General features: G+C 72.5%; 23 protein-coding genes and 1 tRNA gene. 10 read left to right on the forward strand and 14 right to left on the reverse strand.

The features are described 5' to 3' along the window. Positions 1-199 (reverse strand): hypothetical protein (locus ABTW64_RS11600; protein ID WP_350622533.1); only part of this gene is annotated, 199 nt, incomplete at its 3' end. Beyond that, positions 190-717, reverse strand: coding sequence for a hypothetical protein (locus ABTW64_RS11605; RefSeq protein WP_350622535.1), 528 nt, complete (start codon positions 715-717; stop codon positions 190-192). The genes ABTW64_RS11600 and ABTW64_RS11605, both read right to left, overlap by 10 nt. Positions 718-842: 125 nt before the next feature. On the opposite strand from ABTW64_RS11605, the gene ABTW64_RS11610 reads away from it, so the two are divergent. After that, a complete protein-coding gene (locus ABTW64_RS11610) occupies positions 843-2,210 on the forward strand; it encodes an HNH endonuclease signature motif containing protein (RefSeq protein WP_350622537.1) in 1,368 nt (455 codons plus the stop codon). A gap of 10 nt (positions 2,211-2,220) precedes the next feature. On the opposite strand, the gene ABTW64_RS11615 is transcribed toward ABTW64_RS11610, so the two are convergent. Genes ABTW64_RS11615 through ABTW64_RS11640 form a run of 6 tightly spaced genes read right to left on the reverse strand, consistent with a single transcriptional unit; the run spans position 2,221 to position 8,289 of the window. Further along, complete coding sequence (locus tag ABTW64_RS11615) at positions 2,221-3,009, reverse strand: ABC transporter ATP-binding protein (protein ID WP_350622539.1); 789 nt, start codon at positions 3,007-3,009, stop codon at positions 2,221-2,223. Further along, positions 3,006-3,812: an ABC transporter ATP-binding protein gene (locus tag ABTW64_RS11620; protein ID WP_350622541.1), complete on the reverse strand. Its 807-nt coding sequence runs from the start codon at positions 3,810-3,812 to the stop codon at positions 3,006-3,008. Before ABTW64_RS11620 ends, ABTW64_RS11615 begins: the two co-directional genes overlap by 4 nt. Then, positions 3,809-4,714 carry an ABC transporter permease gene (locus ABTW64_RS11625; RefSeq protein ID WP_350622543.1) on the reverse strand — a complete coding sequence of 302 codons (906 nt, stop codon included), beginning with the start codon at positions 4,712-4,714 and terminating at the stop codon, positions 3,809-3,811. Before ABTW64_RS11625 ends, ABTW64_RS11620 begins: the two co-directional genes overlap by 4 nt. Next, positions 4,711-5,661 (reverse strand): ABC transporter permease, encoded by a 951-nt coding sequence (locus tag ABTW64_RS11630; RefSeq protein WP_350622545.1) that lies wholly within the window; start codon positions 5,659-5,661, stop codon positions 4,711-4,713. The genes ABTW64_RS11625 and ABTW64_RS11630 overlap by 4 nt, the downstream gene beginning before the upstream one ends. Before the next feature lie 37 nt (positions 5,662-5,698). Beyond that, positions 5,699-7,219, reverse strand: coding sequence for an ABC transporter substrate-binding protein (locus tag ABTW64_RS11635; protein WP_350622547.1), 1,521 nt, complete (start codon positions 7,217-7,219; stop codon positions 5,699-5,701). A gap of 47 nt (positions 7,220-7,266) precedes the next feature. Further along, positions 7,267-8,289, reverse strand: coding sequence for an alpha/beta fold hydrolase (locus tag ABTW64_RS11640; RefSeq protein WP_350622549.1), 1,023 nt, complete (start codon positions 8,287-8,289; stop codon positions 7,267-7,269). Between the two features lie 208 nt (positions 8,290-8,497). Between ABTW64_RS11640 and ABTW64_RS11645 the strand changes: the two genes are divergently transcribed. The 3 genes from ABTW64_RS11645 to ABTW64_RS11655 all read left to right on the forward strand — a co-directional run bounded on the left by ABTW64_RS11645 (position 8,498) and on the right by ABTW64_RS11655 (position 10,249). Beyond that, on the forward strand, positions 8,498-8,983 hold the full coding sequence (locus ABTW64_RS11645) for a carboxymuconolactone decarboxylase family protein (RefSeq protein ID WP_350622551.1): 486 nt from the start codon (positions 8,498-8,500) through the stop codon (positions 8,981-8,983). 22 nt (positions 8,984-9,005) lie between these two features. Continuing rightward, positions 9,006-9,710 (forward strand): tyrosine-protein phosphatase, encoded by a 705-nt coding sequence (locus ABTW64_RS11650; RefSeq protein WP_350622553.1) that lies wholly within the window; start codon positions 9,006-9,008, stop codon positions 9,708-9,710. Positions 9,711-9,772: 62 nt separating this feature from the next. Next, entirely contained in the window at positions 9,773-10,249 is a 477-nt protein-coding gene (locus ABTW64_RS11655; RefSeq protein ID WP_350622555.1) for an SIP domain-containing protein, read from the forward strand. Here ABTW64_RS11655 and ABTW64_RS11660 read toward each other — a convergent pair. The 4 genes from ABTW64_RS11660 to ABTW64_RS11675 all read right to left on the reverse strand — a co-directional run bounded on the left by ABTW64_RS11660 (position 10,236) and on the right by ABTW64_RS11675 (position 14,548). Continuing rightward, positions 10,236-10,664 (reverse strand): Fe-S oxidoreductase, encoded by a 429-nt coding sequence (locus ABTW64_RS11660; protein WP_350622883.1) that lies wholly within the window; start codon positions 10,662-10,664, stop codon positions 10,236-10,238. The two genes, ABTW64_RS11655 and ABTW64_RS11660, sit on opposite strands and share 14 nt — an antisense overlap. A gap of 95 nt (positions 10,665-10,759) precedes the next feature. After that, positions 10,760-11,602, reverse strand: a complete 843-nt coding sequence (locus ABTW64_RS11665; protein WP_350622556.1) for an arginase family protein — start codon at positions 11,600-11,602, stop codon at positions 10,760-10,762. A gap of 85 nt (positions 11,603-11,687) precedes the next feature. Continuing rightward, positions 11,688-12,425, reverse strand: a complete 738-nt coding sequence (locus ABTW64_RS11670) for a PspA/IM30 family protein (protein ID WP_350622558.1) — start codon at positions 12,423-12,425, stop codon at positions 11,688-11,690. A 104-nt stretch (positions 12,426-12,529) separates the two neighbouring features. After that, the gene (locus ABTW64_RS11675; protein WP_350622560.1) at positions 12,530-14,548 is read right to left on the reverse strand and encodes a TPM domain-containing protein; all 2,019 of its coding nucleotides are present in this window, start codon (positions 14,546-14,548) and stop codon (positions 12,530-12,532) included. A 118-nt stretch (positions 14,549-14,666) separates the two neighbouring features. Between ABTW64_RS11675 and ABTW64_RS11680 the strand changes: the two genes are divergently transcribed. The 5 genes from ABTW64_RS11680 to ABTW64_RS11700 all read left to right on the forward strand — a co-directional run bounded on the left by ABTW64_RS11680 (position 14,667) and on the right by ABTW64_RS11700 (position 20,716). Next, positions 14,667-15,500 (forward strand): DUF3097 domain-containing protein, encoded by an 834-nt coding sequence (locus tag ABTW64_RS11680; RefSeq protein WP_350622562.1) that lies wholly within the window; start codon positions 14,667-14,669, stop codon positions 15,498-15,500. A 47-nt stretch (positions 15,501-15,547) separates the two neighbouring features. Continuing rightward, positions 15,548-16,324, forward strand: a complete 777-nt coding sequence (gene trmB / locus ABTW64_RS11685) for a tRNA (guanosine(46)-N7)-methyltransferase TrmB (RefSeq protein ID WP_350622564.1) — start codon at positions 15,548-15,550, stop codon at positions 16,322-16,324. Positions 16,325-16,355: 31 nt separating this feature from the next. Continuing rightward, positions 16,356-17,213, forward strand: coding sequence for a CPBP family intramembrane glutamic endopeptidase (locus tag ABTW64_RS11690; RefSeq protein ID WP_350622566.1), 858 nt, complete (start codon positions 16,356-16,358; stop codon positions 17,211-17,213). Between the two features lie 40 nt (positions 17,214-17,253). Next, positions 17,254-19,086: a gamma-glutamyltransferase family protein gene (locus ABTW64_RS11695; RefSeq protein WP_350622568.1), complete on the forward strand. Its 1,833-nt coding sequence runs from the start codon at positions 17,254-17,256 to the stop codon at positions 19,084-19,086. Positions 19,087-19,171: 85 nt separating this feature from the next. Beyond that, positions 19,172-20,716, forward strand: a complete 1,545-nt coding sequence (locus ABTW64_RS11700; protein WP_350622570.1) for a serine/threonine-protein kinase — start codon at positions 19,172-19,174, stop codon at positions 20,714-20,716. 158 nt (positions 20,717-20,874) lie between these two features. Here ABTW64_RS11700 and ABTW64_RS11705 read toward each other — a convergent pair. Both ABTW64_RS11705 and ABTW64_RS11710 read right to left on the reverse strand, forming a co-directional pair. Then, a tRNA-Arg gene (locus ABTW64_RS11705) sits at positions 20,875-20,947 on the reverse strand. 52 nt (positions 20,948-20,999) lie between these two features. Further along, a complete protein-coding gene (locus ABTW64_RS11710; RefSeq protein ID WP_350622572.1) occupies positions 21,000-21,821 on the reverse strand; it encodes an SGNH/GDSL hydrolase family protein in 822 nt (273 codons plus the stop codon). A 66-nt stretch (positions 21,822-21,887) separates the two neighbouring features. On the opposite strand from ABTW64_RS11710, the gene ABTW64_RS11715 reads away from it, so the two are divergent. Continuing rightward, on the forward strand, positions 21,888-23,555 hold the full coding sequence (locus tag ABTW64_RS11715; RefSeq protein WP_350622574.1) for an arginine--tRNA ligase: 1,668 nt from the start codon (positions 21,888-21,890) through the stop codon (positions 23,553-23,555). The last annotated feature ends 1 nt before the right edge of the window (position 23,556 follow it).

A 23,556-nucleotide genomic window follows, 5' to 3' on the forward strand; every position in this document is an offset into this window, starting at 1 on the left:
GGTCGTGCGTGTCTTCGCCGGATTGCTGTTGCACGCTGCCGCCCACGGTCAGGGTGTTCCCGTCATTCTGCGGGTCGTTCAGAGTGGGGCAACCGATGAGGCCAGTATCCGCACCGCATGCCGTACCAGCCGCAGCGTGGGCCGCGCCCGGGGAAAGCGCCAACAGACATGCAAGGGTGAGCGCCAGCGTCAGCCGCATGGAAACTCCGGGGTCGCCACACTCTTCTCGATGGCAAGACGGAACCTCTCGATAGTCATCAAGGAAACCTTGAGCGCGAGTGATTCGTCACGCTCTGGCGTCACATCCGTTCCATGTGCGTCGAGCACTCGCGTGCCGGAGTAGTCAAGGCACACGAACAGCGTCACGCTCCATGCGCTCTCGACCGCGGCAGCTTCGCCATGCTGTAGTGCGCGAATCTCTACTTCGCCGTCGACCTGGAGATCCTGCTCCTTCATCAGAGCGAGAAAGGCCTGTCCCTCCGTCAGCGCGTCGGCGGTGAGATACAGCCGCGGTTCGTACGCATCAGCCCCGGCGTAGTAGCTGTTCAGGGCCGCGGTGTAGTCGCGGTACAACTCTTCCGCCGCAGCGAACGCCTCCTCCTCGCTCGCGAACCCCGTTGGGGAAGGCGAGGGGTTTGCCTTGCCCGAGCCCGTGCATCCGGTCAGCGCGGCGAGCAGCAGGGCGGCAGCGACGACGGAGCACGAGCGGGACAGCATGTGCCCACGGTATGGATCATCGCGACTCGGGCCCGGAAGTTATCCCCAGGCGCTGCGATGGCCGAGAGCTGCAGCCGCATCCGGACCTTCGAACAAATGTCCGAAGCTCGTGCCAGCATGGGGGCATGACCCGGTTCATGGATGCGGACGACCTCGGCTGGGGGTTCACCCCGGCCGAGCGCATCCGCACGCGTACCGCGATCGAGCGGCTGAGGAGCGTGCGGCGCGAGCGCGCGCGTCTCGATGCCGAGGAGGCGCGTGTGCTTGCCGAGGTCACGGACATCGCGCTCGGCCAGCTGGCGCGCGACCCGAATGCCAGCGTTCATCGGTTTCCGCTGCGGTCGATGGCGACCGAGCTCGCGCTCGCCCTGCGTGAGTCGCCGCGTGCGATGCAGCGGCGGATGGAGCGCGCGCACGACCTGGTCACGCGCTTTCCCGCGGCACACGCCGCGCTCGCCCAAGGACGGGTGACCGCGCGACACACGCAGGAGATCGTGGCGGTCGGCGCCGACCTCCGCGAGGACGCGGCTCGGGCCGCGTACGAGGCCGAGATCACCGCGATGGCGGAGCGTTCGACGCCCGGCCGGACGAGAGCGCTCGCCGCGCGGGTCGCTGAGAAGCACCAGCCCACGACACTCGTGGAGCGGCACGAGATCGCGCGATCCGAGCGCCGCGTCTGGGTCGCCGACCTGCCCGACGGCATGGCGGAGCTGGGCATGGTGGCGCCGGCGGTCGTGGTCCATGCGGTCTTCGACCGGCTGACCGCGCTGGCCCGGGCGGTGCACCGCGACCGCCCGGCGGCCGCGATGCGTGCCGACGGCAGCGCGGGCGGCCCGCACGACAACCATGCCGCAGACAACCATGCCGCAGACAACCATGCCGCCGACCTCCATGCCGCAGACCTCCGCGACGACCGGCGGCTGGCCCAACTGCGGGCCGATCTGGCGGCGGACCTGCTGGTGTCGGGAGCACCCAGTGGGCACGACGTCGAGCGCTCGATCGCGGCGACGGTCGAGATCACCATTCCGGCGACGACGCTGAGCGGGCTGGATGACGGGCTGGCGCTCCTTGCGGGCTCCGGGCCGCTCGATGCAGCGACCGCCCGTCGCCTGGCCGGCCACGCGATCGGCTGGGAGCGCCTCTTCGTGAACCCTGACACCGGCGCGCTGCTCACGGTCGACCGCTACACACCGACTGCGGCGCAGCGTCGCTATCTGCTTGCCCGCGACCGCACGTGTCGGGTTCCGGGATGCGTGACGAAGGCGAAGCACTCCGACATCGATCACACCGTGCCGTACTCCCGCGGCGGGCCGACCGAGATCGGCAACCTCGCCGCGCTCTGCGAGGCGCACCACACCCTCAAGCACCATTCGCCCTGGCGGGTGCGTCAGCTGGGCGGCGGCCGGCTGCTCTGGCACAGCCCCGCGGGCTACGACTACCTCGACATCCCGCCCGTGCTGATCGACACCGGAACTCCCTCGGCTCCGTTCTGAGGTCGACGTCTCAGTCGATCGTCGGGATCGCGGCGAGCAGGCGCTTGGTGTAGTCCTCACGCGGACGCAGCAGCACATCCGCCGTCGCCCCGTGCTCGACGATGCGGCCGTCCTTCATCACCGCTACCGTGTCGCACAGGCTCTGCACCACGCCGATGTCGTGCGAGACCATCACCAGCGTCAGGCCGTCGCGCCGGCGCAGCTCATCCAGCAGCTGCAGAATCTGCGCGCGTACCGTCACGTCGAGGGCCGACAGGGGCTCGTCGCCCACGAGCAGGCGCGGACGGTGGGCGATCGCGCGCGCGAGGGCGATGCGCTGGCGCTGTCCTCCCGAGAACTCGTGGGGATAGCGCTCGGCCATCTCGGGCTCCAAACCGACGTCGGCGAGCACCTCGCGCACCCGAGCGGCGTGGTCGCCGGCGATCCCGAGCGCCCACAGCGGCTCGGCGACGATGCGCTCGATCGTCATTCGGGGGTCGAGCGACGCGTACGGATCCTGCAGAACGATGCCGGTGTCGCGACGCAGCCAGTGCAGCTCCCTCGCGCGCGCACCGGCTTCCACCGCGCGGCCCGCGAACTCCACCGTGCCCGAGGATGGCCGGTCGAGTCCCAGCAGCAGCCGCACGAGCGTCGACTTGCCCGAGCCCGACTCCCCGATCACGCCGAGAGCCGAGCCGTCGGCGATGTCGAGGTCGGTCGGCGCGAGCGCCACGTTCTCCCGGCGCGGGGAGAACGGTGTCTCGCGGGGGAGCGGGTGACGACGGCTGAGGCCGCGCGCCCGGATGATCGCATCGCTCATGGCCGCACCTCCGGCGCATCCTGCGCCCCGGGCTTCCACAGCGTGGCTTTCGCGTCGCGCAGCAGCCCCTGCGTCACGGGATGAGCGGGCCCGGACAGCAGCTCCGAGACCGGCCCGTGCTCGACGACCCGCCCGTGCTCGAGCACCACCCCGTGCGTGGCCACCTGCGAGAGCACGGCCAGGTCGTGCGTGATGAAGACGAGCGACATGCCGCTGTCGGCCACCAGCCCGAGCAGCAGCCGCAGGATCTCGGCCTGGATCGTCACGTCGAGCGCCGTCGTGGGCTCATCGGCGATCAGCAGCCGCGGCTCGCACGCCAGCGCCATCGCGATCGCGACACGCTGCCGCTGCCCTCCCGAGAGCTGGTGCGGGTACCGGCGCACGATCGCCTCCGGCTCGGGCAGCTTCACTCGGCGCGCCTCATCGACCGCGATGCGGCGGGCCTCGGCACGCGTGACGTCGCGGTGGATGCGCACCGACTCGGCGATCTGCCGACCGACCGTGCGGATCGGGTTGAGCGCGGTCTGCGGCTCCTGGAACACCATCCCGATCTCGTCGCCGCGCAGCTCGGCCAGCTCGCGGTCGCGTAGCCCAATCAGCTCGCGACCGTTCCACCGGATGCTGCCGCTCGCCGTCGCGCCATCCGGCAGCAGCCCCAGGATCGCCAGCGCGGTGAGGGACTTGCCCGAACCCGACTCGCCGATGAGGCCGACCCGCGCGCCCTCCGGCACGGAGAACGAGACGCCGTCGACCACGCGCCGCCCGCCGATCTCGACCGCGAGATCGCGCACCTCGAGACTCATGCGACCACCCCAGGAGTCGTGTGCGGCATCGCCTTGGCGCTGGGGGCGCCCGGGGCACGTCCGCGCAGCGTCGGATCGGTGGCCTCGCGCAGCGCGTCTCCCAGCAGGTTGAGCGCCAGCACCGTGAGCGTGATCGCGAGCCCGGGCCACACGACCGACAGGGGATGGATCTGCAGGTACTGCTGAAGGTCGGCCAGCAGCAGCCCCCACGAGGGCTCGGTCACGGAGGCGCCGAAGCCGAGGTACGACAGGCCCGCCTCCGCGAGCACCGCCACGGCCATCGACCACGACAGCTGCACGATGAACACGGGCGCCACATTGGGCAGCAGGTGGCGGCGCAGGTTCTGCAGCGTCGTGAGGCCCGACGCGCGACCGGCGAGCACGTAGTCGCTGCTCCGCACGCGCCGCAGCTCGGGGCGGGTCACCCGCGCGATGCTCACCCCGAAGCCGATGCCCACCGACCAGACGACCACCCAGAGCGAACCGCCCCACACCGACGAGATCATCATCGCGATCAGCAGCACGGGGAACGCGATCAGGATGTCGATCAGCACGGCTACGGCCTCGCGCGTCCAGCGCGGGGTCAGCGCGCCGAGCGACGCGAGCAGGATGCCCACCGCGGTCGACACGATGCCGGCGCCCACCGCGACCAGGAGCGTGGTGCGCGACCCCGCCATCACCAGGCTCAGGATGTCGCGCCCCGTGCCGTCGGTGCCCAGCAGGTGCGGCCATCCGGGCAGGCCCCAGCGCGCGGCGATGTCGACGGACTGGGGATCGAACGGCGTCCAGGCGAGCGACAGGAGCGCCGTGAGGGTCACGGCGCTCATCACGATCAGGCCGAAGCGCCCGGTCGACAGACGCCACGCACGCGCGACCAGACCGTCGCGGGGGCGCGCGCTCATGCGGCCTCCCTCTGCCGGGGGTCGATCGCGTGATGCACGAGGTCGACGACGAAGCCGACCAGCAGCACGAATCCCGTCAGCACGAGCAGCTCGCCCTGCACCATTACCAGATCTCGTGATCCCACATCGGCGCTCAGCATCCGGCCGATGCCGGGCAGATTGAACACGCGCTCGATCACCACCGCGCCGACGATGATGCCCGCCACCTGGATGCCCAGCACGGTCACGATCGAGAGCCCGACCGAGGGAAGCCCGTGCCGGATGAGGGCCTGGGTGCGCGTGAGCCCCTTGGCCGCTCCCGTGCGCACGAAGTCCTGGCCTACGGCCTGCAGGGTCGCGCTGCGCACGAAGCGCAGCAGCATCGCGCCCTCGACCACGCCGATCGTGAGCGCCGGCAGCACGAGCGATCGCAGCGCCTGCCCGGGCTCATCCCATCCGGATCGGGGGAAGCCCTGGGCAGGCAGCCAGCCGAGCACGACCGCGAACAGCACGATCAGCATCATGCCCGCCCACACCGCCGGCACGGCCGCGAGCGCCTGCGACGCCACGCTGATCGCGGTGCCGTCGCCGCGGCCACGGCGCACGGCGGAGAGCACGCCGAACGGCACCGCGATCAGCATCGCCACGAGCATCGCCAGGAGCGACAGCGGCGCCGTCACCTGCGCCTTCTCCCACAGCTGCGCCGACACCGACGACCCCGTCAGCAGCGACCGGCCGAGGTCGCCGCGCACCACGCCGCCGATCCAGTCGATGTACTGCCGCCACAGGGGCGCGTCGAGCCCCAACTGCTCGCGGATGCGCGCCACCTGCGCGGGCGACCCCTGGGTGCCCGCGATCATCTGCGCGACATCGCCGGGCAGCACCCGCAGCACCGTGAAGATCAGCGCGCTCGCGACGAACAGGCCCAGGACCAGCAGTGCCAGTCTCGTCAGCAGGTAGCGGATCACGGGCGGCGGATGCTCGGAGCTCAGCGGGGAGACCGGATCACTCGGATACGGTGACGCCCGACAGGTCGAGGCGCGACGTGGTGGAGTCGACAGGGAACCCGGCGACCGACTCGTGCACGGCCGTGAGCTCGCCGGCCGAATACAGCCAGTCGGCCGCGTGGTCCTCCGAGACGACGCGCGCCGCCTCGGCCAGCAGCGACGCCGACTCGTCGGCGTCGACGGCCGCCATGGCCTGGGCGTAGAGCTCCTGCACCTCGGCGCTGTCGTAGTTGAAGTAGTACTGCGGGTTGGCGTAGTTCGCGAAGTCGCGCGGCTCGGCGTGCTCGACGAAGCTCAGCTGGTAGTCCTTGTTGGTGTAGACGTCGTTGAGCCAGGTCGAGAACTCGACCGGGTCGACCTTGAGCTCGACGCCGATGTCCTTGAACGCCGAGACGAGGTACGCCGGCACCGTCGTGCCGTAGTGGTTCGAGATCGTCAGGGTGAGCTCGAGCTCCTCGTGGCCGGCCTCCGCCAGCAGCTCCTTGGCGCGCTCCGGGTCGTGCGGTGCGACATCCGAGAGGTCCTCGTAGCCCGGATCGAGCTCGGGGATCGGACCGTACAGCGTGCTGCCCGAGCCGATCGCCTCGACGAGCGCGTCGTGGTCGATCGCGAGGCGCAGCGCCTCCCGCACGCGCACGTCGTCGAGCGGCTCCGCGGCGTTGTTGAACGCGAGGGTGCCCTCCGACGTGGAGCGGCCGTCGACCAGCGTGTAGCCCGAGACGCCGTCGATCTGCGGCGCGAGGTTCGCGTCCACGCGCGTCAGCACGTCGAGGCTGCCTTCGAGCGCCGCGTTGATGCCCGCGGTCGCGTCGGGGATGTACTGGAACTCCACCTCCGCGACGCCCGCAGCCTCACCCCAGTACTCGCCGAAGCGCGCGAGCGAGATGCTCGTGCCCTGCGTCCAGTTCTGGAGCGTGAAGGGCCCCGTCCCGTTCGCCTCGGTCTTCATGTCGGTCTTGTCGCCCTCGTCGAAGACGAGACCGGCGGGGCCCGTGAGCCAGAACAGCAGGTTCTGGTCGGGCTCGCTCAGCGTCAGCACGACCGTGTGGTCGTCGGGGGCGTCGACGGCCTCGATCACCGAGAGCTCGGTGTGCCCGCGCAGGCTCTCGTCCTCGCGCACCTGGGTGAAGCTGGCCACGACGTCGGATGCGGTCAGCTCCCCGCCGCCGTGGAAGGTCACGCCCTCGTTCAGCTGGAAGGTGTAGGTGAGACCGTCCTCCGAGATCTCGTAGTCCTTCGCGAGCGACGGCACGACCTGGTTGTCGGGCGTGCGCGTGACCAGACCCTCGTAGACGTTGTCGATCAGCACCTGCTCGAGCGCGACCCCGGCGGTGTGACGGATGTCGAGGTTCTCGGGCTCGAGCCGCAGGCCGACCCGGAGCGTCGCGTCCGGGTTCGGGTCGCCCGTCGGCGTCTCGGCCGGAGCGCCCGTGCAGCCGGCGAGCGCGAGAGCGAGGACGGTGCCGACGCCGGCCGCCGTCAGCGTGCGGGTCGGAACGCGAGTCGTGAAGCTGTGCATGGATGTCCTCTCGGAGCCGGCGCGTGCCGCGCCGCGCGGGGTGCCGCTCACCGGCGGTCCGCGGTCGGGTCGTCTGCGGCGCCGGATGCGGCCGCCGTGGTGTCGGGAAGTCTCAGGGTCTGCGTCGGGAAGGGCACCCGCTCGGCGGGATCGGAGGCCGATGTGTTCAGGCGAGACGTCAGCAGCGCCGCCAGGGCCACGGGCGCCGCCTCCTGCACGTTGTGCGGCGCGTCGAGCGACACGATCGCCGCCTGAGGCACCCGCCGGGCGAACTCGTCGGCCGCCGCGTCGTCGACGTAGCCGCGCTCGCCGCGCACGAGCGTGACGGGAGCCGTCACCGCGGCCAGGTCGTCCCAGCTCGTGTCGTCGACGAGGGGCGCCGCGACCGCGTCGGTCCGCTGCGCCAGTCGAGCGAAGTGGTGCTTCCACTCGACGCGGCCGTCCTCGCGCACTCGCGTGTTGAGGAAGACGCCGCGGCGCGCGTCGTCGCGCGACCCACCGAGCCCGAAGGCCATCGCGCGCTCGAGGGCCTCCTCGCGCGAGGCGAAGTCCGTCTGCTCGTAGAAGCGGCGCAGCTCGGTCGACCCGGAGCCGCCGGCCGCGCTCGGGGTGATGTCGACCAGCTTGAGCGACGCCACGAGGTCGGGGCGCGCCGCGGCGACCGCCGCGGCCGTGAGCCCTCCCAGCGATTGTCCGGCCAGCACGACGGGCGCCTCGGCCCACGTCTCGATGGCCTCGATGACGTCGGGCGCGAGGGTGCGGGGCCGGTAGTCGGCGTCTTCGCGCCAGGACGAGTCGCCGTGCCCGGGAAGATCGATCGAGAGCACGGGCACGCCCAGGGCGATCGCGACGCGATCCCACGTGTGCGCGTTGAGGCCCGCACCGTGCAGCAGCACGACGCGCGGCGGCTCGGAGCCGAGGCGCACGGCGCTCAGAACACGCCCGTCGGCGAGAGGCAGCTCGAGGCGCCGGGCGGGAGGCGTGGGCTGTCCCAGCGATGCGGCCTGGTCGGCCAGGAAGGAGAACTCGTCATCCGCGGCGCTGCGCGCGCGGGAGGTCTTCTCGGTCACGGGGTGCGTGCTTTCTGTAGGGCCCGCATGGGGCGGAACGGTGTCCATTGTGACGCCGTTTCCCTCGCGCCCGGAAATCGCGGCTCAAGATGCTCATCGGAACTCCTCCAAAGCGTGCAGTATGCATGCCATGTGGAGAACCGGAGTGGCGATCTGATCTCGGACCCTTCTCGTGCCGTGCGCTTCGAGCGCTGGATAGGGTGTCAGCATGGCCGACCTGCGCGTGCATCTGTCGAAGTCCGAGCCGACCGCCTACAAGGCGCTCGACGCGTTCTCGCGCGAGGTCGGACGCATCGCGCGCGACAACGGCATCGACGACCGGCTCAGGGAGCTCGTGCTGCTGCACTGCTCGCAGCTCAACGGGTGCGCGTACTGCACCCGCATCCACTCCGATCGTGCGCTCGCGGCGGGCATCGGCTATGACGATCTCGCTCAGCTGCCCGTCTGGCGAGAGTCGGGCGTCTTCTCGGAGCGCGAGCGCGCGGCTCTCGAGCTCGCAGAGGCGTTCACGTTCATTCATCGTGGCGGGATCTCGGACGAGGTCTACGACCGGGTCGGCGGCGTGCTGAGCGAGAAGGAGTACCTCGGGATCAGCTGGCTGTGCGTCTCGATCAATGCGTTCAATCGAGTCGTCGTCGCCGGGCGCTATCCGGTGCCGCGCCGCGACGGGGACGCTCCGGCAGTGCAGGCATGACCGGCCGGGAGGGGGCCGGCGGATGAGCCTCGTGCCCGGCGCGGTGAACTTCCGCGATGTCGGCGGTCTGCCCGCGGGTGGCGGCCGCACGCGCACGGGCGTGCTGTACCGCTCGGGGAGCCTCGCAGAGGTCGACGATCTCGGCGGCGAGGCGTTCCGCCGACTGGGAGTGCGGCGCATCGTCGATCTGCGATCGGACGAAGAGGCCGGGCGCGCCCCCAGTCGCGTCGAGGGGGCCGAGACGCTGCGCGTGCCGCTGTTCCTCGGCTCGCTCACCTCCTTCTTCCTGGAGGACGTCACGCTCACCCAGCTGTACCGTTCGCTCCTCGAGCGTTCGGGCGACCGCCTCGTCACGGCGATCCGCGCCATTCTCGGGGCCCAGCCCGTCGTCGTCCACTGCACGGCCGGCAAGGACAGGACGGGGCTCACGGTGGCGCTCGCCCTGCGCGCGGCGGGGGTGGACGAGGACGCAGTGGTCGACGACTACGAGCGCACCGAATCGATGCTCCCGCCCTGGCGCAACCAGCAGACGCTCGCGCGGATGCGGCGGGCGTACCCCGCGCAGCGGCACCTCGAGGAGCTGGCCACCCGTGCGCCCGCCGCCGTCATGCGCGGCGTGCTCGAGGAGATCCGCGCGACGCACGGGTCGGAAGCCGGCTACCTGCGCGCGCATGGGCTCCGGAACGACGAGCTCGACCTTCTGCGGCGCACGCTCGTCGAGGAGTGAGGCTGGGCGAATTTCGGCGGTGAGGTAAGGCAACCCTGACAAGCGCGTAGGATGGGGGCATCATGACCCCCGTCGAGCACAGCACCGTCGAGCACAGCGCATCCGTGTGCCGCGCGCAGCGCCACACGCGCGTGCAGCATCTCGTGACCGCTGACGAGCAGTCGTTCGCCGCGCTGGAGGCGCTGCTGGCGACGCTGCCGATCTGCGCCACGGGGCGCGTGTTCATCGAGGTGCCCGACGCGACCTGGATCGGCGCGGTGGCGGCGCCGCCGCGCATGGTGGTCACGTGGCTCGACCGCTCCGCCCGCACCGGTGCGCCCGGCACGGGTCGCGCGTGCGCCCCCGGAGCGGCGCTCACGCGTGCGGTCACGGCCTGGGCCGACGAGATGCTGTGCGCGGACGACGACCAGACGCGCATCGACCTGCTCGGCGGCTACCTCGGCACGGCCGACATCGCCGACCACCTCACCGAGCGGCTCGGCGTCGACCCGGCGCGCATCAAGGCGCCCGAGCACTTCCGCCTCTTCAGCTCGCGCTGACCGACGTTCGCCGGCCGCGCGGGCCGCGCACATAGCCGCCCGCGCGCAGGCCGGCGGCGATCTCGAAGCGGTTGCGCAATGGGTCGCGACCCGCGAGCAGGTAGAGCAGCGGCATGAGGAACCCGTAACGGCGCCACTGCGCGCGATGCACGGCCTCGTGCCCCAGCAACGCGTCGCTCGGAGCCGCATCCCCGGTCAGGAAGCATCCGCCCACGCACACGCCGCCGCGCGGGAACGCCCACGCGGGCAGGCCGCGGAAGACCCAGAGCCCCGCGCGCCGCTCGATCGGGCCGGTGCTCCACAGCGAGCCCCAGAGCCAGCCGACCGCGGTGCCCCATGCGTAGCCCGCGAGGCTGACGGGCGAGTCGAGCAGGAATCGCGGGATCAGGCGGTCGATCGCGTCGCCTCGTCGCAGCGCACGCTCGGTCCGCGAGCGGATGCCGTCGGGCAGCGACGCCAGGTCGGCGTGCGGATGATCCGCATCCGGATGGTCGCGGGTGTGCCTCTCGCTCACGCGAGTGCTCCGATGATGCGCAGGATGGTGCCCATATCGTCGACCGCCGCGTCCGGGGAGGAGGGAGCGAAGCCCGCGATCGTGGCGCCCGCCAGCTCGATGCGCCGGCCGTCCGCCTCGACCGCACGCAGCGCGCCGATGGCGGCCACCAGCGTCGCCGGCGAGACGCCGAAGGGCTCGGGCGACGACACCCCCGTGACGTGAGCGGGATCGAGCACGTCCAGATCGACGTGCACGTAGACGCGGCGCACGCCCGTCGCGGCGACGGCATCGGCGAGGGCCTGGGGGCGCTCGAGGTCGGCCGGCGCGAGCGACGTCAGGGTCGACTGCGCGAGGTGCTCATCCTCCTCGGGGTCGAGCATGCGCACGCCCGCGAGCACCACGTGCTCGGGGGCGATGGTGCCCGCCGGGAGCGACAGCCCGGCGGCGCCGTCGCCCAGCACCGCGCGCAGGGCCATGCCGGCGAAGGCGCCGCTCGGCGAGCTGTCGGGCACGTGCAGGTCGCCGTGCGCGTCGAGCCACACGACGCCGAGCGGGTCGGGAGACTGTTCCGCGGCGTGCCCGATGGCGGCGACCGAGACGCCGCAGTCGCCGCCGATCACGATCGCGGGAGCGGGGATGTCGTCCAGTGCCGAGCGGATGCCGTCGGCCGTGCGCAGCAGGGAGCTGGCGCGCAGCACGCCGGTCTCGAGGGTCTCCCCGGCCTCCAGGGGCACCTCGACGACCGTGCAGGCGGAGCGCGGCAGATCGCCCGCGATCGCCTCGGTGCCGTCGATGTGCGCCATCGCCCGTGACGACGGGGATCCCTGCCACTGCGGGACGACGAGGAACCGTGCCATGGTCACATCCTGCCCCGAAACGCCTCGGCCCCGAAACGAGCCGAGGCCGCACCCGGACGGATGCGGCCTCGACGACGGGAGCGGATCAGGAGCCGAGCTGGCCCTGCGGCTGGCCGCCCGACTTGAGCTGCGCGAGTCGGGCCTCGACCTCGGTGAGCTCGCCGAGGTCCTCGAGGCTCTCGAACTGGGCGTCGAGGCTCGACGCCGCGAGCTCGGCCTTGCCCTGGGCCTGCGCCTCGACGCGGCGCACCTTGTCCTCGAAGCGGCCCAGCTCGCTGGTCGGGTCGAGCACGTCGATCGACTTGACGGCGTCGACGACCTTGGCCTGCGCCTCGGCGGTCTTCTGACGGGCCAGCAGCTCGCTGCGCTTGGCGCGCAGCTGCTCGAGCTTGACCTTCATGCCGTTGAGGCCTGCCTTCAGCTTCTCGACGACCTCCGACTGGGCCTCGAGCTGCGGCGCGGTCGCGCGGATGTCGTTCTCGGCCGAGATCTGGCGCTGCAGCGCGACCTTGGCGAGCGCGTCGAACTTGTCGGCGTCGACGGTGTCACCCGACGCGCGCAGCTCGTCGGCCTTGCGGCTGGCGGCGAGCGCCTTGTTGCCCCACTCGACGGCGGCCTGCTTGTCCTCGGCGTGATCGCGCTCGAGCAGGCGCAGGTTGCCGATGGTCTCGGCGATCGCGGCCTCGGCGTCGGCGATGTTGTTGGTGTAGTCGCGCACCAGCTGGTCGAGCATCTTCTCCGGGTCCTCGGCCTGATCGAGGATGGCGTTGATGTTCGCCTTCATGAGCGTCGAGATGCGCCCGAAGATGGACTGCTTTGCCATGATGTGCCTTTCGTCTGGCGTCGGTGGTGAGTGTGGGCTCGGGTGAGTCGCTCGGGGGTGAGTCTAGAAGCGGCGCCGCATGGATGGGCTGAGTGCGGAGCGCATCAGAATCGACCGCCTCCGCGACGCCCCCGGCTGCCGCCGCCGAAGCCGCCGCCGCCGATCCGGGCGCGGCTGCCGCCGCCGAGTCCGCCGAGTCCGCCGAGGCTGCCGCCCCACCCGCTCGACCCGCTCGATCGCGAGCCGCCGCTCATACCGCCGCTGATCAGGCCGCCGATGAGGCCGCCGACGATGCCGTCGACCATGCCTCCGCTGCGACCTCCGCCCAGCATGCCGCCGCCACCCAGGATGCCGCCGCTCATACCGCCGCCCCATTCAGCCGACTGCACATCGCTCTGGGCAAGACGACTCGCGGCGGTCGCGAGCTCGAGGGCGCGCTGCGCCCGCTGCAGGGCCTGCGCGGGGTCGCCCGTCTGCAGCGCCTCGGCCCGGGCCAGCTCGGCACCCGCCTCGGCGAGGCGGGTGCGCGCCTCGGCGCCGACCGCGCCGCGGCGCGCGGCGATGTACTCCTCGGCACCCGTCACCTGACTGCGTGCCTGCAGCAGGGTCTGACCGAGCAGCTGCTGCGCGCGCTGGGCGTTCGCGATGAGGCCGTCGATCTGCGCGTTCGCGCGCTGCAGCGCATCGAGCAGCATCTGCGGGCTTCGCGCGGGTCCCGAGAGGTTCTGCCGGGCCTGGGCGACGGCCTGCTCGGCCGCCGCCACGGCGACCGTGAGGTCTCCCTGCCCCGGAAGCACGCGGGCGCGGGCGACATCCTGCTCCAGGTCCGCGATCAGCGCGGCGGCCTGCTGCTCGGCTGCCTGGAGGCTCGCGCCCAGGTCGGTCACGGCCTTGTCGAGCGTCTCTGCCTGGGCAACGGCCTGCTCGGCGTTGCGGATCGCGACGGCGGCCTCGCCGGCGTCGCCCGTGCCGATCAGCTGCTCGGCGTCGGCGAGCTGCTGGTCGGCGAAGGCCAGGCGCGCCTCGGCCTGCGCGGGGTTGTCGGCCACGGTCGCCAGCGCGTCGGCCGCGTACCGCGTCCGCAGCTGCGCGAGCGCGGCCTCCACACGCTCGGCCGTGCCGTCGGCGGCGGCGCGACGCCGCCGAGCCTCGGCCAGCGCAGCGGGCGCATCCTGCTCGATGCGGCGCAGCTCGCCGAACGCGGCCTGCTTGTCGGCCAGGGTGGCCGCGGCGGCCTCGCACAGGTGCACGATCTCGGCGTTCCACGCCCGGATCTCCTGCTCCGTGTCCTTCTCGCCGTCGTCGAGCCGCTGCTTCAGCTCGAACGCCTGCGCCAGGTTCGCCTTCGCGTCCGCCAGCGCCCGCTCGAACTCGCCCGTGGCGTCGGCGCCGAACTGGGCGACCGCGAAGCCGAGCTCCTGCTCGCTGGCCCGCACGGCGTCGTCGGTCGCCACGAGCGCCGACGACGCGCGGCGGGCGAGCTCGTCGGTGCTGAGCTCGGGCTCGCCGGCCGGATCGGCCCCCGCCGGAGCGGCGCCCCTGCGCCGGCGCGTGAGGGCCCAGGCGGTGGCGCCGATCGCGACCACGCCCACGCCGCCGATGACCCAGGGGGTCGCAGAGCCTCCCGCGCCTCCCGCGCCGCCCGCGCCTCCGCCGAGCTCATCCGCCGTCGCGACGGCGGCGCCCGCCCAGTCGGATGCGCTGAGCTCATCCTGGATGTCGCGCTCGATCTCGCCCACGCGGTCGCCCGACAGGGGCCCCGCCGAGTCCGCTGAGAGGTAGTACGCGCGGCCCTCGATCGCGACGGCGAGCAGGTAGTCGTACGGGCCGAGGTTGTTGCGCTCGGCGGTGAGGTTGGCCCACTCCTCGGCCGAGGCGGGCGACTCGAACTCGTCGACGTAGACGACCCACAGGCTGAGGTCGGTGTCGGAGGCGAGCTGCGCGAGGCGCGCGTCGACCTGCTCCTCCTGTGCAGACGAGAGCGCGTCGGCGGCGTCGTGCACATAGCCGCTGCCGAGCTGCACGGGCTCCTCGGCCGAGGCCGGCAACGCGGCCAGCGTCAGCGCCGCCGCGATTCCCGTGACCGCGAATCCTCGCCGTGCGACCGTTCGCCGCGCTCGCATCGCCCACCCCTTCCCGGCCCGGTCCGGGGTCGGCGGGCCGTCGGTCACGATCCTAGAGGGCGGATGCGCCGCGCGGCATGCGAGGCGGGGCGGGGGCCGAAACGTAGGCTGGGTGGCCATGGACGATCGCTACGGGACCGACGTGCTGGCATCCGGATGGCGCGAGCGAGGCGCGAAGAAGGTCGCCGAGGTGCCCGCCGAGATCGACCTCGTGGTCGAGGTCGCCGTCGACGGGTTCTGCGGCGCCGTCACGAGGCTCGAAGCGGGCAGCGTCGAGCTGGAGGACGGGAAGGGACGCCGCCGCGTCTTCCCGCTGGGCAAGGGGTTCCTGATCGACGGCGAGCCCGTCGAGCTCGTCGTGCCGCGCGCCGCGCCGCAAGGGCGGCGTCGCACCGCCTCGGGGTCGTTCGCAGTGGAGGACCAGCGCGCCCGTGTGGCGCTGCCGCACCGCATCCTGGTCGAGGGAAAGCACGATGCCGAGCTGGTCGAGAAGGTCTGGGGTGCCGACCTGCGCGTCGAGGGCGTGGCGGTCGAGTTCCTCGAGGGCGTCGACCACCTGCCCGACCTGCTGCGCGCCGAGCCGCCCGGCCGGGGCCGCCGATACGGCGTGCTCGTGGACCACCTCGTGCCGGGCTCCAAGGAGCAGCGCATCGCGCGCGCGATCGAGCAGAGCCCGCACGGTCCCCACATGCGCATCGTGGGACATCCGTTCATCGACGTCTGGCAGTGCGTCAAGCCGTCGTCGGTGGGCATCCGCGCGTGGCCCGAGGTGCCCAAGGGCGAGGAATGGAAGAAGGGCGTGTGCCGCCGCCTCGGCTGGCCGCATGCCGAGCAGGCCGACACCGCTCGCGCGTGGCAGCACATCCTGTCGAAGGTCACGACGTTCCGCGACATCGAGCCGGCTCTGCTCGGTCGCGTCGAGGAGCTGATCGACTTCGTCACGGCGCCGTAGTCAGCGCCTTAGTCAGCGCCGTAGCCGGCGCCGCCTACGCTTGAGGGATGCCCGAAGAACTGCCTGAGGCCGAGCCGGCCTTCCGCAAGCAGCCGGTGTCGTTCGTGCGTCGCAGCGGGCGGATGTCGGAGGCGCAGGACCGCGCGTGGGCCGAGCTCGCGCCGCAGTACCTGTTCGACGTGCCGCGCGACGTCGCCTCGACCTCGGTGCACCCCGACGCGCGCCTCGTGCCCGCCGAGGTGTACGGCCGCGAGGCCCCGCTGACCGTGGAGATCGGGTCGGGGCAGGGCCACGCGATCGTGTCGGCGGCGACCGCGCATCCGGAGCGCGACTTCCTCGCAGTCGAGGTGTTCCGCGCCGGGCTCGCCCGCACGATGCTCGACGCCGACCGCGCCGGCGCCCGCAACCTGCGCCTGGTCGAGGCGAACGCGCCCGAGGTGCTCGAGACGCTGCTGCCCGAGGGCTCCGCCGACGAGGTGTGGGTGTTCTTCCCCGACCCCTGGCACAAGAGCCGCCACAACAAGCGGCGCCTGGTCAAGGAGGGGTTCGGCGCCCTCGCGGGCCGCGCGCTGCGCGATGGCGGCGTGCTGCGGCTCGCGACCGACTGGGAGGACTACGCGCTGCAGATGCGCGAGGTGCTCGACGGCGCACCCGAGTTCGAGCGCGCGTTCGACGGCGCCTCCGATCCCGACCAGGCCTCCGATCCCGACGGGGACTGGGCGCCGCGCTTCGAGGGGCGGGTCATGACGGCCTTCGAGCGCAAGGGCCTGAACAAGGGGCGCGACATCCGCGACCTGACGTATCGACGCGTGCCCCGCGGCTGACCCGCACGCTGACGACGGCGGGAGCGAAGACATGGCACGCACGCACGCGACGGCTCCGGTGGCCCGCGGGGTGGAGCCGCTGACCCTCGTCGCCGCACTGCTGATGTGCCTCGCGGCCCCGGCGTTCTACGTCGTGCAGATCTGGTGGGCCGGGTTCGCGCTCGTCGCCGCGAGCATCGCGGTCGCCGCCGTGTCGGACCGGCGCGATCCGGCTGGTCTGCGGCGCGAGACCGGCCTGACGCGCGATCTGTCGCTGATCGCTATCGGCCTGCTCATCGTGGCGTCGATGTCCATGGAGGCGAAGCTCGACGACTGGTCGATGGTGCGGTTCACGCTCGTCCTCGGGGGCGCCGTGGCCGTGCCGTATCTGGTGTCGCGGTTCGTCTATCGCGACCATGCCATCCGGTTCCCCTGGCGGGGAGGCGGCCGCTGGGGGCGGCTCCAGTGGGCCTGGCTCGTGGCGGTGCTGCTGCTCGGGTGGCTCATCCTGCCCTTCTACTTCGTGACGAGCGGCGTCTACCTGAACTGGCCGGTCGTGGACACGCCGAACCTGATCGCGCGACTGTTCGTCGGCGTCGGCGCCGTGGGCATCTGGGACGAGCTGTTCTTCATCTGCACGGTGTTCGCGCTGCTGCGCCGGCACCTGCCGGACGCGGTCGCCAACGCGCTGCAGGCGATCGTGTTCGTGTCGTTCCTGTGGGAGCTGGGCTACCGCGAGTGGGGCCCCGTGCTGACGATCCCGTTCGCGCTGCTGCAGGGCGTGATCTTCCTGCGCACGCGCTCGCTGGCGTACGTCGTGACCGTGCACCTGCTGTTCGACGCGGTCGTGTTCCTCGTGCTCGTGCACGGCCACAACCCCGGGGTGCTCGACGGACTGTTCCTGGTCTGAGCCGGTCGCCGGGAGTCAGGCGGCTGGTTGACTGGCGCGTATGAGCTTCACGCCGCCGCCCACGCACCTCACCCGTCCCGACCTGCGCGGCAGCTTCGGCATGGCCGCCTCGACGCACTGGCTCGCGAGCGCGAGCGCGCAGGCGGTGCTCGAGCGCGGCGGCAACGCGTTCGACGCGGCGGCGGCGGGCGCGTTCGTGCTGCACGTGGTCGAGCCGCACCTGAACGGCCCGGGCGGCGACATGACCGGCGTCTTCGCGACCGCCGACGACCCGACCCCCGTCGTGCTGATGGGCCAGGGGCCCGCGCCCGCGGGCGCGACCATCGCGCACTACCGCGCCGAGGGGCTCGACCTCGTGCCCGGTGCGGGGGCGCTCGCCGCGGCCGTGCCCGGCGCGGTGGACGCGTGGCTGCTGCTGCTGCGCGACCACGGCACATGGCCCGTGTCCGATGTGCTGGCGTTCGCGATCCACTACGCGCGGGAGGGTCATCCGATCCATCGCAACGTGACCGCGACGATCGCCCGGGTGCGCGGTCTGTTCCGCGACCACTGGCCCACGTCGGCCGAGCGCTGGCTGCCGGACGGCCGGGTGCCGGAGGAGGGCGAGCTGGTGTACGCGCACCGGTACGGCGCGCTGCTGGGCGACATGGCCGCCGCGGGCGAGGGGCTCGAGCGGACGGCGGGGGTGGACGCGGCGCGCGCGGTCTGGCGGGAGCGCGTGGGCGCGGCCGCCGAGCGGTTCGTGCGCACGCCCCACCGGCACTCCGACGGCGCCGACCACGCGGGCGTGATCACGGCGGCCGACGTCGCGGCGTTCGCCGCGTCGTACGAGCCGGCGGTGACCATCGACTTCCGCGGTCACACGATCGCCAAGATCGGGCCGTGGGGGCAGGGGCCCGTGCTGCTGCAGATGCTGCGCATCCTCGACGGCTTCGACGACCAGCGCCTCGACCCGCAGACCGAGATCGGCGCCCACACGATCCTCGAGGCGATGAAGCTCGCCCTCGCCGATCGGGATGCCTGGTACGGCGAGGACGTCGCACCCGAGACGCTCGCGCACCTGCTGTCGGAGGAGTACGCGGCCGAGCGCCGTGCGCTGATCGGCGAGACCGCGTCGCACACCGTGCGTCCGGGCTCCGTCCCCGGCCGCGGCGAGCCGCATGTGCCGGTTCTGCGCGAGACGTACGACGCGGGCTCCGGACGCATCGCGGGCGGAGGCGAGCCCACTGTGCAGGTGGCAGCGGCACAGGGAGCGGACCTCGAGACGGACGCCGACGGCCGGACCCGCGGCGACACGTGCCACATCGACGTGGTGGACCGCTGGGGCAACATCGTGTCGGCGACGCCGTCGGGCGGATGGCTGCAGTCGTCGCCGGAGATCCCCGAGCTGGGCTTCTGCCTCGGCACCCGGCTGCAGATGACGTGGCTCGACGAGGCGTCGCCGTCGCGCCTGCGGCCGGGCCGGCGCCCGCGCACGACGCTCACCCCCTCCCTGGTGCTGCGCGAGGGGAAGCCCGTGATGGCGCTGGGGTCGCCCGGCGGCGATCAGCAGGACCAGTGGCAGCTGCTGATGCTGCTGCGCGTGCTGGTCGGCGGCTACACGCCCCAGCAGGCCATCGACGCGCCGGCGCTGCACACGACCTCGATGCACGACTCGTTCTGGCCGCGCACGTGGACGCCCGGCGGAGCGGTCGTCGAGGACCGCCTGGGCGACGACGTGATCGCCGGGCTCCAGGCGCGCGGGCACCTCGTGACCCGTGCGGGCGACTGGGCGCTCGGCCGGCTGTCGGCCGTGACGCGCGATCCGGCGACCGGCGTGCTGGGCGCCGCAGCCAACCCGCGCGGGGCCCAGGGCTACGCCGTGGGGCGCTGATCCGCGGCCCCGGCGGCCCATTGCATGCCAGGGCGCTGGAGTCAAGCCTCGGGGGAGAAATCGCGGGGTGCCGGATCATGGAGCCATGACATCAGCGAGTGTGTGCGAGGCGGTACCGGGGGCGGTCCGGTCTCGTGCGCGCGTTGATGGGGGAGCGTCGGATGCCGAGCTGCTGGGGGGCCGCTATCGGCTGGAGGAGCTCGTCGGTCGGGGCGGGATGGGGCGGGTGTACCGCGCGACCGACGAGCTCCTCGGACGCACCGTCGCGATCAAGCTCTTCCCCGCCGCGCCCCGCGATGACGCCGACCTCGCGCGCCGGGCATCCGAGACGCGCCTGCTCGCCGCGCTCAGCCACCCCTCTCTCGTGACGCTCTTCGACGCGGACACCGCCGAGGACGGATCGGGCTACCTCGTGATGGAGTACGTCGACGGCGGCACGCTGGCCGACCGCATCGCGCGCGGCCCGCTGGCGCCGCAGCAGGTGGCAGCGGTCGCCGCAGACCTGGCCGAGGCGCTGCACGCGGTGCACGCGGCCGGCATCATCCACCGCGACATCAAGCCGCCGAACGTGCTGATGCGCGCGTCGGCCCAGGGCCCGTATCGGGCGACCCTCGCGGACTTCGGCATCGCCTATCTGGTGGACGGCGCCCGGATGACCACCCCGGGCATGGCCGTCGGCACGGCCGCGTACTTCTCGCCGGAGCAGGCTCGCGGCGCGGAGCCGTCGCCGGCCTCCGACATCTACGCGTTCGGTCTCGTGCTGATCGAGGCGCTCACGGGCCGGCGGGCGTTCCCGCAGACCACGCCCATCGAGGCGGCCATCGCTCGGCTGCACACGCCGCCCCAGGTGCCCGCGGGATTCGGCTACGGCTGGCGCTCGCTGCTCACCGCGATGACGGCGACGGACCCGGCCGCGCGGCCCACGGCTCTGGAGGTCGCCTCCCGCGCCCGCTCGCTGCAGAACGAGGCCGACGAGACCGCGGCCGCCGTGCCCGTCGCCACGGCCGCGACCCCCGTGGCCGTCGCGGAGACGCCGACGGTCGCTGTCGCCAGCGTCGACGATCCCACGCATGTGGTTCCCGTTGCGCCCGTGCCCGCCGCACCGGCTCCCGCCACGCCGCGACTGAGGGAGCGCCACCGTCGCGCCCGCCGGCCGCGGAGCATGGTCGGCGTGCACCTGGCCGCGGGGCTCGGCGTCACGGCGATCGCGCTCGGCGTGTGGAGCGGTGCGGCCGGGGGCCTCGGCTCGGCCGCCTTCGGCTCGGGCGCGACCATCGGCGGGCACGAGGTCGAGGTGCGCGGCGAGATCGCCCGCGTCGGAGCCGCTGTCGGCGAGGAGCCAGCCGAGCCTGACGCCCCGGCCGAACCCGTGGCAGTGGAGCCCATGGCGGTCGAGCCGGCGGTTGTCGAGCCGGCCGTGGTCCAGCCGGACGCGGCGGAGCCCGCGGCCGTGAAGCCGGCCCCGGCCACTGTTCCGAGCGAGAACCAGAATCAGGGCGCGGGCGCGCCGGCCGAGCGGGGCGAGAAGGCCCCTGCCGCCGAGCGCTCGGCCGACAAGACCCATGGGAATGGGAATGGGAAAGGGAGATCCGGCTTGGGGAAGCCGGACACCGGCCGAGACGGACGCTGACGACCACACCCCTTCAAGGGACGGGAGGGGTCATCCGGGCGTCGCGCACCGTTGAGCCGAGAAGGGCCGCACCAGATGGTGCGGCCCTTCTTCTCGTACGGGGATCCTGCGGGAACCCGGCCCTGCCGAGCCCGGCCCTGTGGGACCCGATTCTGTTGTGCGCCCGGAGGGATTCGAACCCCCGACACCTGGCACCGGAAGCCAGTGCTCTATCCACTGAGCTACGGGCGCATACCGATCGAGGATATCAGCCGTCGAGCGTGCTGCTGACCGCGGCCGGGTGTCAGGGCAGCGAGGCGGGCGAGACCGGCTCGGCCGGGGCCTCCTCGGCGGCCTCGAGCGTGGTCACGGGGTCGGTGATCTCGGCCAGGGCGCCGGCGAGGCGCTCGGCGAGGTAGGCGTGGCCGGCGACCGAGGGGTGGTCGCGCCCGTAGTCGCTCGTGTCGATCACGGTCGCGTAGTTGCGGGGCGTGATCCACTCCTCGGCGATCGGCGAGATGTACCACCACTGCCGCTCGGCCGCCAGGGCGGCGAGGTCGCGATCGATGCGCGCCGTGGCCGCCTCGACCGGCAGCACCTGCGGCGCGGGACCCAGTACGACGATCGGCGTGCCGGGATACAGCTCGACGAGCGCGTCCCATGCGGCGTTCACGGCATCGCGGTAGCCCGCGGCGGGCTGACGGCGGTCGTTGATCGAGCCCTGCACCACGATGAGGTCGTACTCGGCGGTCGGATCGAGGGCGGCGATGCGGGTGCCGTAGTCGGGGCGGTCGATCCCGGGCTTCAGGTAGCCGCTGCCGCGACCGCCGTCGACCACCGTCTGGCCGTCGAGCAGCGAGGCGAGCACATACGCGTAACCGCGCCGGATCGGCGTGGCCGCCGAGCCGTAGGTCCACGAGTCGCCGAACACGAGCACGTCCGGGTGAGCGGGAAGCCGGATCGCCGGCGGGGTCAGCACCGGCTCCTGGGCGGCGGCCTGCTCGACCTCGGCGACCTGCGGCGACCAGGGGCGCAGCACGCCCGCGGTCACCGCCGCGAGCACAGCGACGAGCACCGTCACGATGAGAGCGACGGCGTTGCGACTGGGGCGGGTCACGGACGCCATGCGCAGTAGGGTAGGCGATCCATCTGAATGGATCCGACACGGCGCGTCCCATAGGATTGACCCCCTATGAATCCGGATGCTCTGGCCGCCTCCCTGCTCGCCGTCGTCGCCCCGATCGCCGCACGACGACGCCCCGACGAGGCGCTCGAGCTGACGGCCTCCGACGTGACCCTCGAGCGCCCGAAGAACCGCGAGCACGGCGACTGGGCCACCAACCTCGCGATGAAGCTCGCCAAGCGCCTGGGCGCCAACCCCCGCGAGCTCGCGCAGGAGATCGCCGACGGGCTCGCCGCGACGGAGGGCGTCGCCGACGTCGAGGTCGCGGGCCCCGGCTTCATCAACATCCGGCTCGACGCCGCCGCCGCCGGCGCGCTCGCCCGGACGATCGTCGAGGCGGGCGCCGACTACGGCCGCAACGACTCCCAGTCGGGCAACACGATCAACCTCGAGTTCGTCAGCGCCAACCCCACGGGCCCCCTCCACATCGGTCACACGCGGTGGGCGGCGCTCGGCGACAGCATCGGCCGGATGCTGCAGTTCTCGGGAGCGACGCTGGCGCGGGAGTTCTACATCAACGACGCGGGCGCCCAGATGGCCCGCTTCGGCGCCTCGGTGCTCGCCGCGATCAAGGGCGAGCCCAAGCCGGAGGACGGCTACGCCGGCGAGTACATCGACGACCTCGCGCGCCGTGTGCTCGAGAACCGTCCGGACGTGCTCGACCTCCCGGCCGGCGAGCAGCTCGACGTCGTGCGCGACGACGCGTACGCCCTGCAGCTGGCCGAGATCAAGGAGTCGCTGGCCAAGTTCAACGTGCACTTCGACGTGTGGTTCTCGGAGCGCATCCTGCACGCCAAGGGCGAGGACGGCTCGCCGAGCCTCGTCGACCAGGCGGTCGACCGGCTGCGCGCCCAGGGGCACGTGTTCGATCTGGAGGACGCGGTGTGGGTGCGCACCACCGACTTCGGCGACGACAAGGACCGGGTCATCCGTCGCTCCAACGGCGAGTACACATACTTCGCCGCGGATGCCGCGTACTACCTCAACAAGGGCGACCGCGGCTTCGCGCACAAGATCTATCTGCTGGGCGCCGACCACCACGGCTACGTGCATCGGCTCAAGGCGCTCGCCGGCGCGGCGGGCGAGGACCCGGAGAAGGACATCGAGATCCTGATCGGGCAGCTCGTGTCGGTCGGCGGCGCCAAGCTGTCGAAGCGCGCGGGCAACATCATCGAGCTCGACGATCTGCGCGAGTGGCTCGGCACCGACGCGCTGCGCTACTCGCTGGCGCGGTACCCCGCGGACTCGCCGCTGTCGCTCGACCCCGACCTGCTGCGCAAGCGCACCAACGACAACCCGGTGTTCTACGTGCAGTACGCGCACGCCCGCACGCACAACGTGGGCCGCAACGCCGTGGACGCGGGCGTCGACCGCTCCGAGTTCGCGCCGGAGCTGCTCACGCACGAGACCGAGGCGGCCCTGCTGGGCGCGCTGCAGGAGTTCCCGCGCGTCGTGGCGTTCGCGGCCGAGGTGCGCGAGCCGCATCGCGTCGCCCGTTACCTCGAGGAGCTCGCGGGTCTGTACCACCGCTGGTACGACAACTGCCGCGTGACGCCCCTGGGCGACGCGCCGGTCGAGACCGTGCACCGTACGCGCCTGTGGGTCAACGACGCCACCGGGCAGGTGCTGCGCAACGGCCTCGGCCTGCTGGGTGTGACGGCGCCCGAGCGGATGTGAC

The organism is Microbacterium sp. NPDC096154, assembly GCF_040302945.1.
Classification (GTDB): Bacteria; Actinomycetota; Actinomycetes; order Actinomycetales; family Microbacteriaceae; genus Microbacterium.

Excerpts from the sequence above, each read along its gene's own strand:
- ABTW64_RS11605 (WP_350622535.1), bottom strand. The coding sequence starts at position 717 with ATGCTGTCCCGCTCGTGCTCCGTCGTCGCTGCCGCCCTGCTGCTCGCC.
- ABTW64_RS11610 (WP_350622537.1), top strand. The coding sequence starts at position 843 with ATGACCCGGTTCATGGATGCGGACGACCTCGGCTGGGGGTTCACCCCG.
- ABTW64_RS11615 (WP_350622539.1), bottom strand. The coding sequence starts at position 3,009 with ATGAGCGATGCGATCATCCGGGCGCGCGGCCTCAGCCGTCGTCACCCG.
- ABTW64_RS11620 (WP_350622541.1), bottom strand. The coding sequence starts at position 3,812 with ATGAGTCTCGAGGTGCGCGATCTCGCGGTCGAGATCGGCGGGCGGCGC.
- ABTW64_RS11625 (WP_350622543.1), bottom strand. The coding sequence starts at position 4,714 with ATGAGCGCGCGCCCCCGCGACGGTCTGGTCGCGCGTGCGTGGCGTCTG.
- ABTW64_RS11635 (WP_350622547.1), bottom strand. The coding sequence starts at position 7,219 with ATGCACAGCTTCACGACTCGCGTTCCGACCCGCACGCTGACGGCGGCC.
- ABTW64_RS11645 (WP_350622551.1), top strand. The coding sequence starts at position 8,498 with ATGGCCGACCTGCGCGTGCATCTGTCGAAGTCCGAGCCGACCGCCTAC.
- ABTW64_RS11650 (WP_350622553.1), top strand. The coding sequence starts at position 9,006 with ATGAGCCTCGTGCCCGGCGCGGTGAACTTCCGCGATGTCGGCGGTCTG.
- ABTW64_RS11655 (WP_350622555.1), top strand. The coding sequence starts at position 9,773 with ATGACCCCCGTCGAGCACAGCACCGTCGAGCACAGCGCATCCGTGTGC.
- ABTW64_RS11665 (WP_350622556.1), bottom strand. The coding sequence starts at position 11,602 with ATGGCACGGTTCCTCGTCGTCCCGCAGTGGCAGGGATCCCCGTCGTCA.
- ABTW64_RS11670 (WP_350622558.1), bottom strand. The coding sequence starts at position 12,425 with ATGGCAAAGCAGTCCATCTTCGGGCGCATCTCGACGCTCATGAAGGCG.
- ABTW64_RS11675 (WP_350622560.1), bottom strand. The coding sequence starts at position 14,548 with ATGCGAGCGCGGCGAACGGTCGCACGGCGAGGATTCGCGGTCACGGGA.
- ABTW64_RS11680 (WP_350622562.1), top strand. The coding sequence starts at position 14,667 with ATGGACGATCGCTACGGGACCGACGTGCTGGCATCCGGATGGCGCGAG.
- trmB (WP_350622564.1), top strand. The coding sequence starts at position 15,548 with ATGCCCGAAGAACTGCCTGAGGCCGAGCCGGCCTTCCGCAAGCAGCCG.
- ABTW64_RS11690 (WP_350622566.1), top strand. The coding sequence starts at position 16,356 with ATGGCACGCACGCACGCGACGGCTCCGGTGGCCCGCGGGGTGGAGCCG.
- ABTW64_RS11695 (WP_350622568.1), top strand. The coding sequence starts at position 17,254 with ATGAGCTTCACGCCGCCGCCCACGCACCTCACCCGTCCCGACCTGCGC.
- ABTW64_RS11700 (WP_350622570.1), top strand. The coding sequence starts at position 19,172 with ATGACATCAGCGAGTGTGTGCGAGGCGGTACCGGGGGCGGTCCGGTCT.
- ABTW64_RS11710 (WP_350622572.1), bottom strand. The coding sequence starts at position 21,821 with ATGGCGTCCGTGACCCGCCCCAGTCGCAACGCCGTCGCTCTCATCGTG.
- ABTW64_RS11715 (WP_350622574.1), top strand. The coding sequence starts at position 21,888 with ATGAATCCGGATGCTCTGGCCGCCTCCCTGCTCGCCGTCGTCGCCCCG.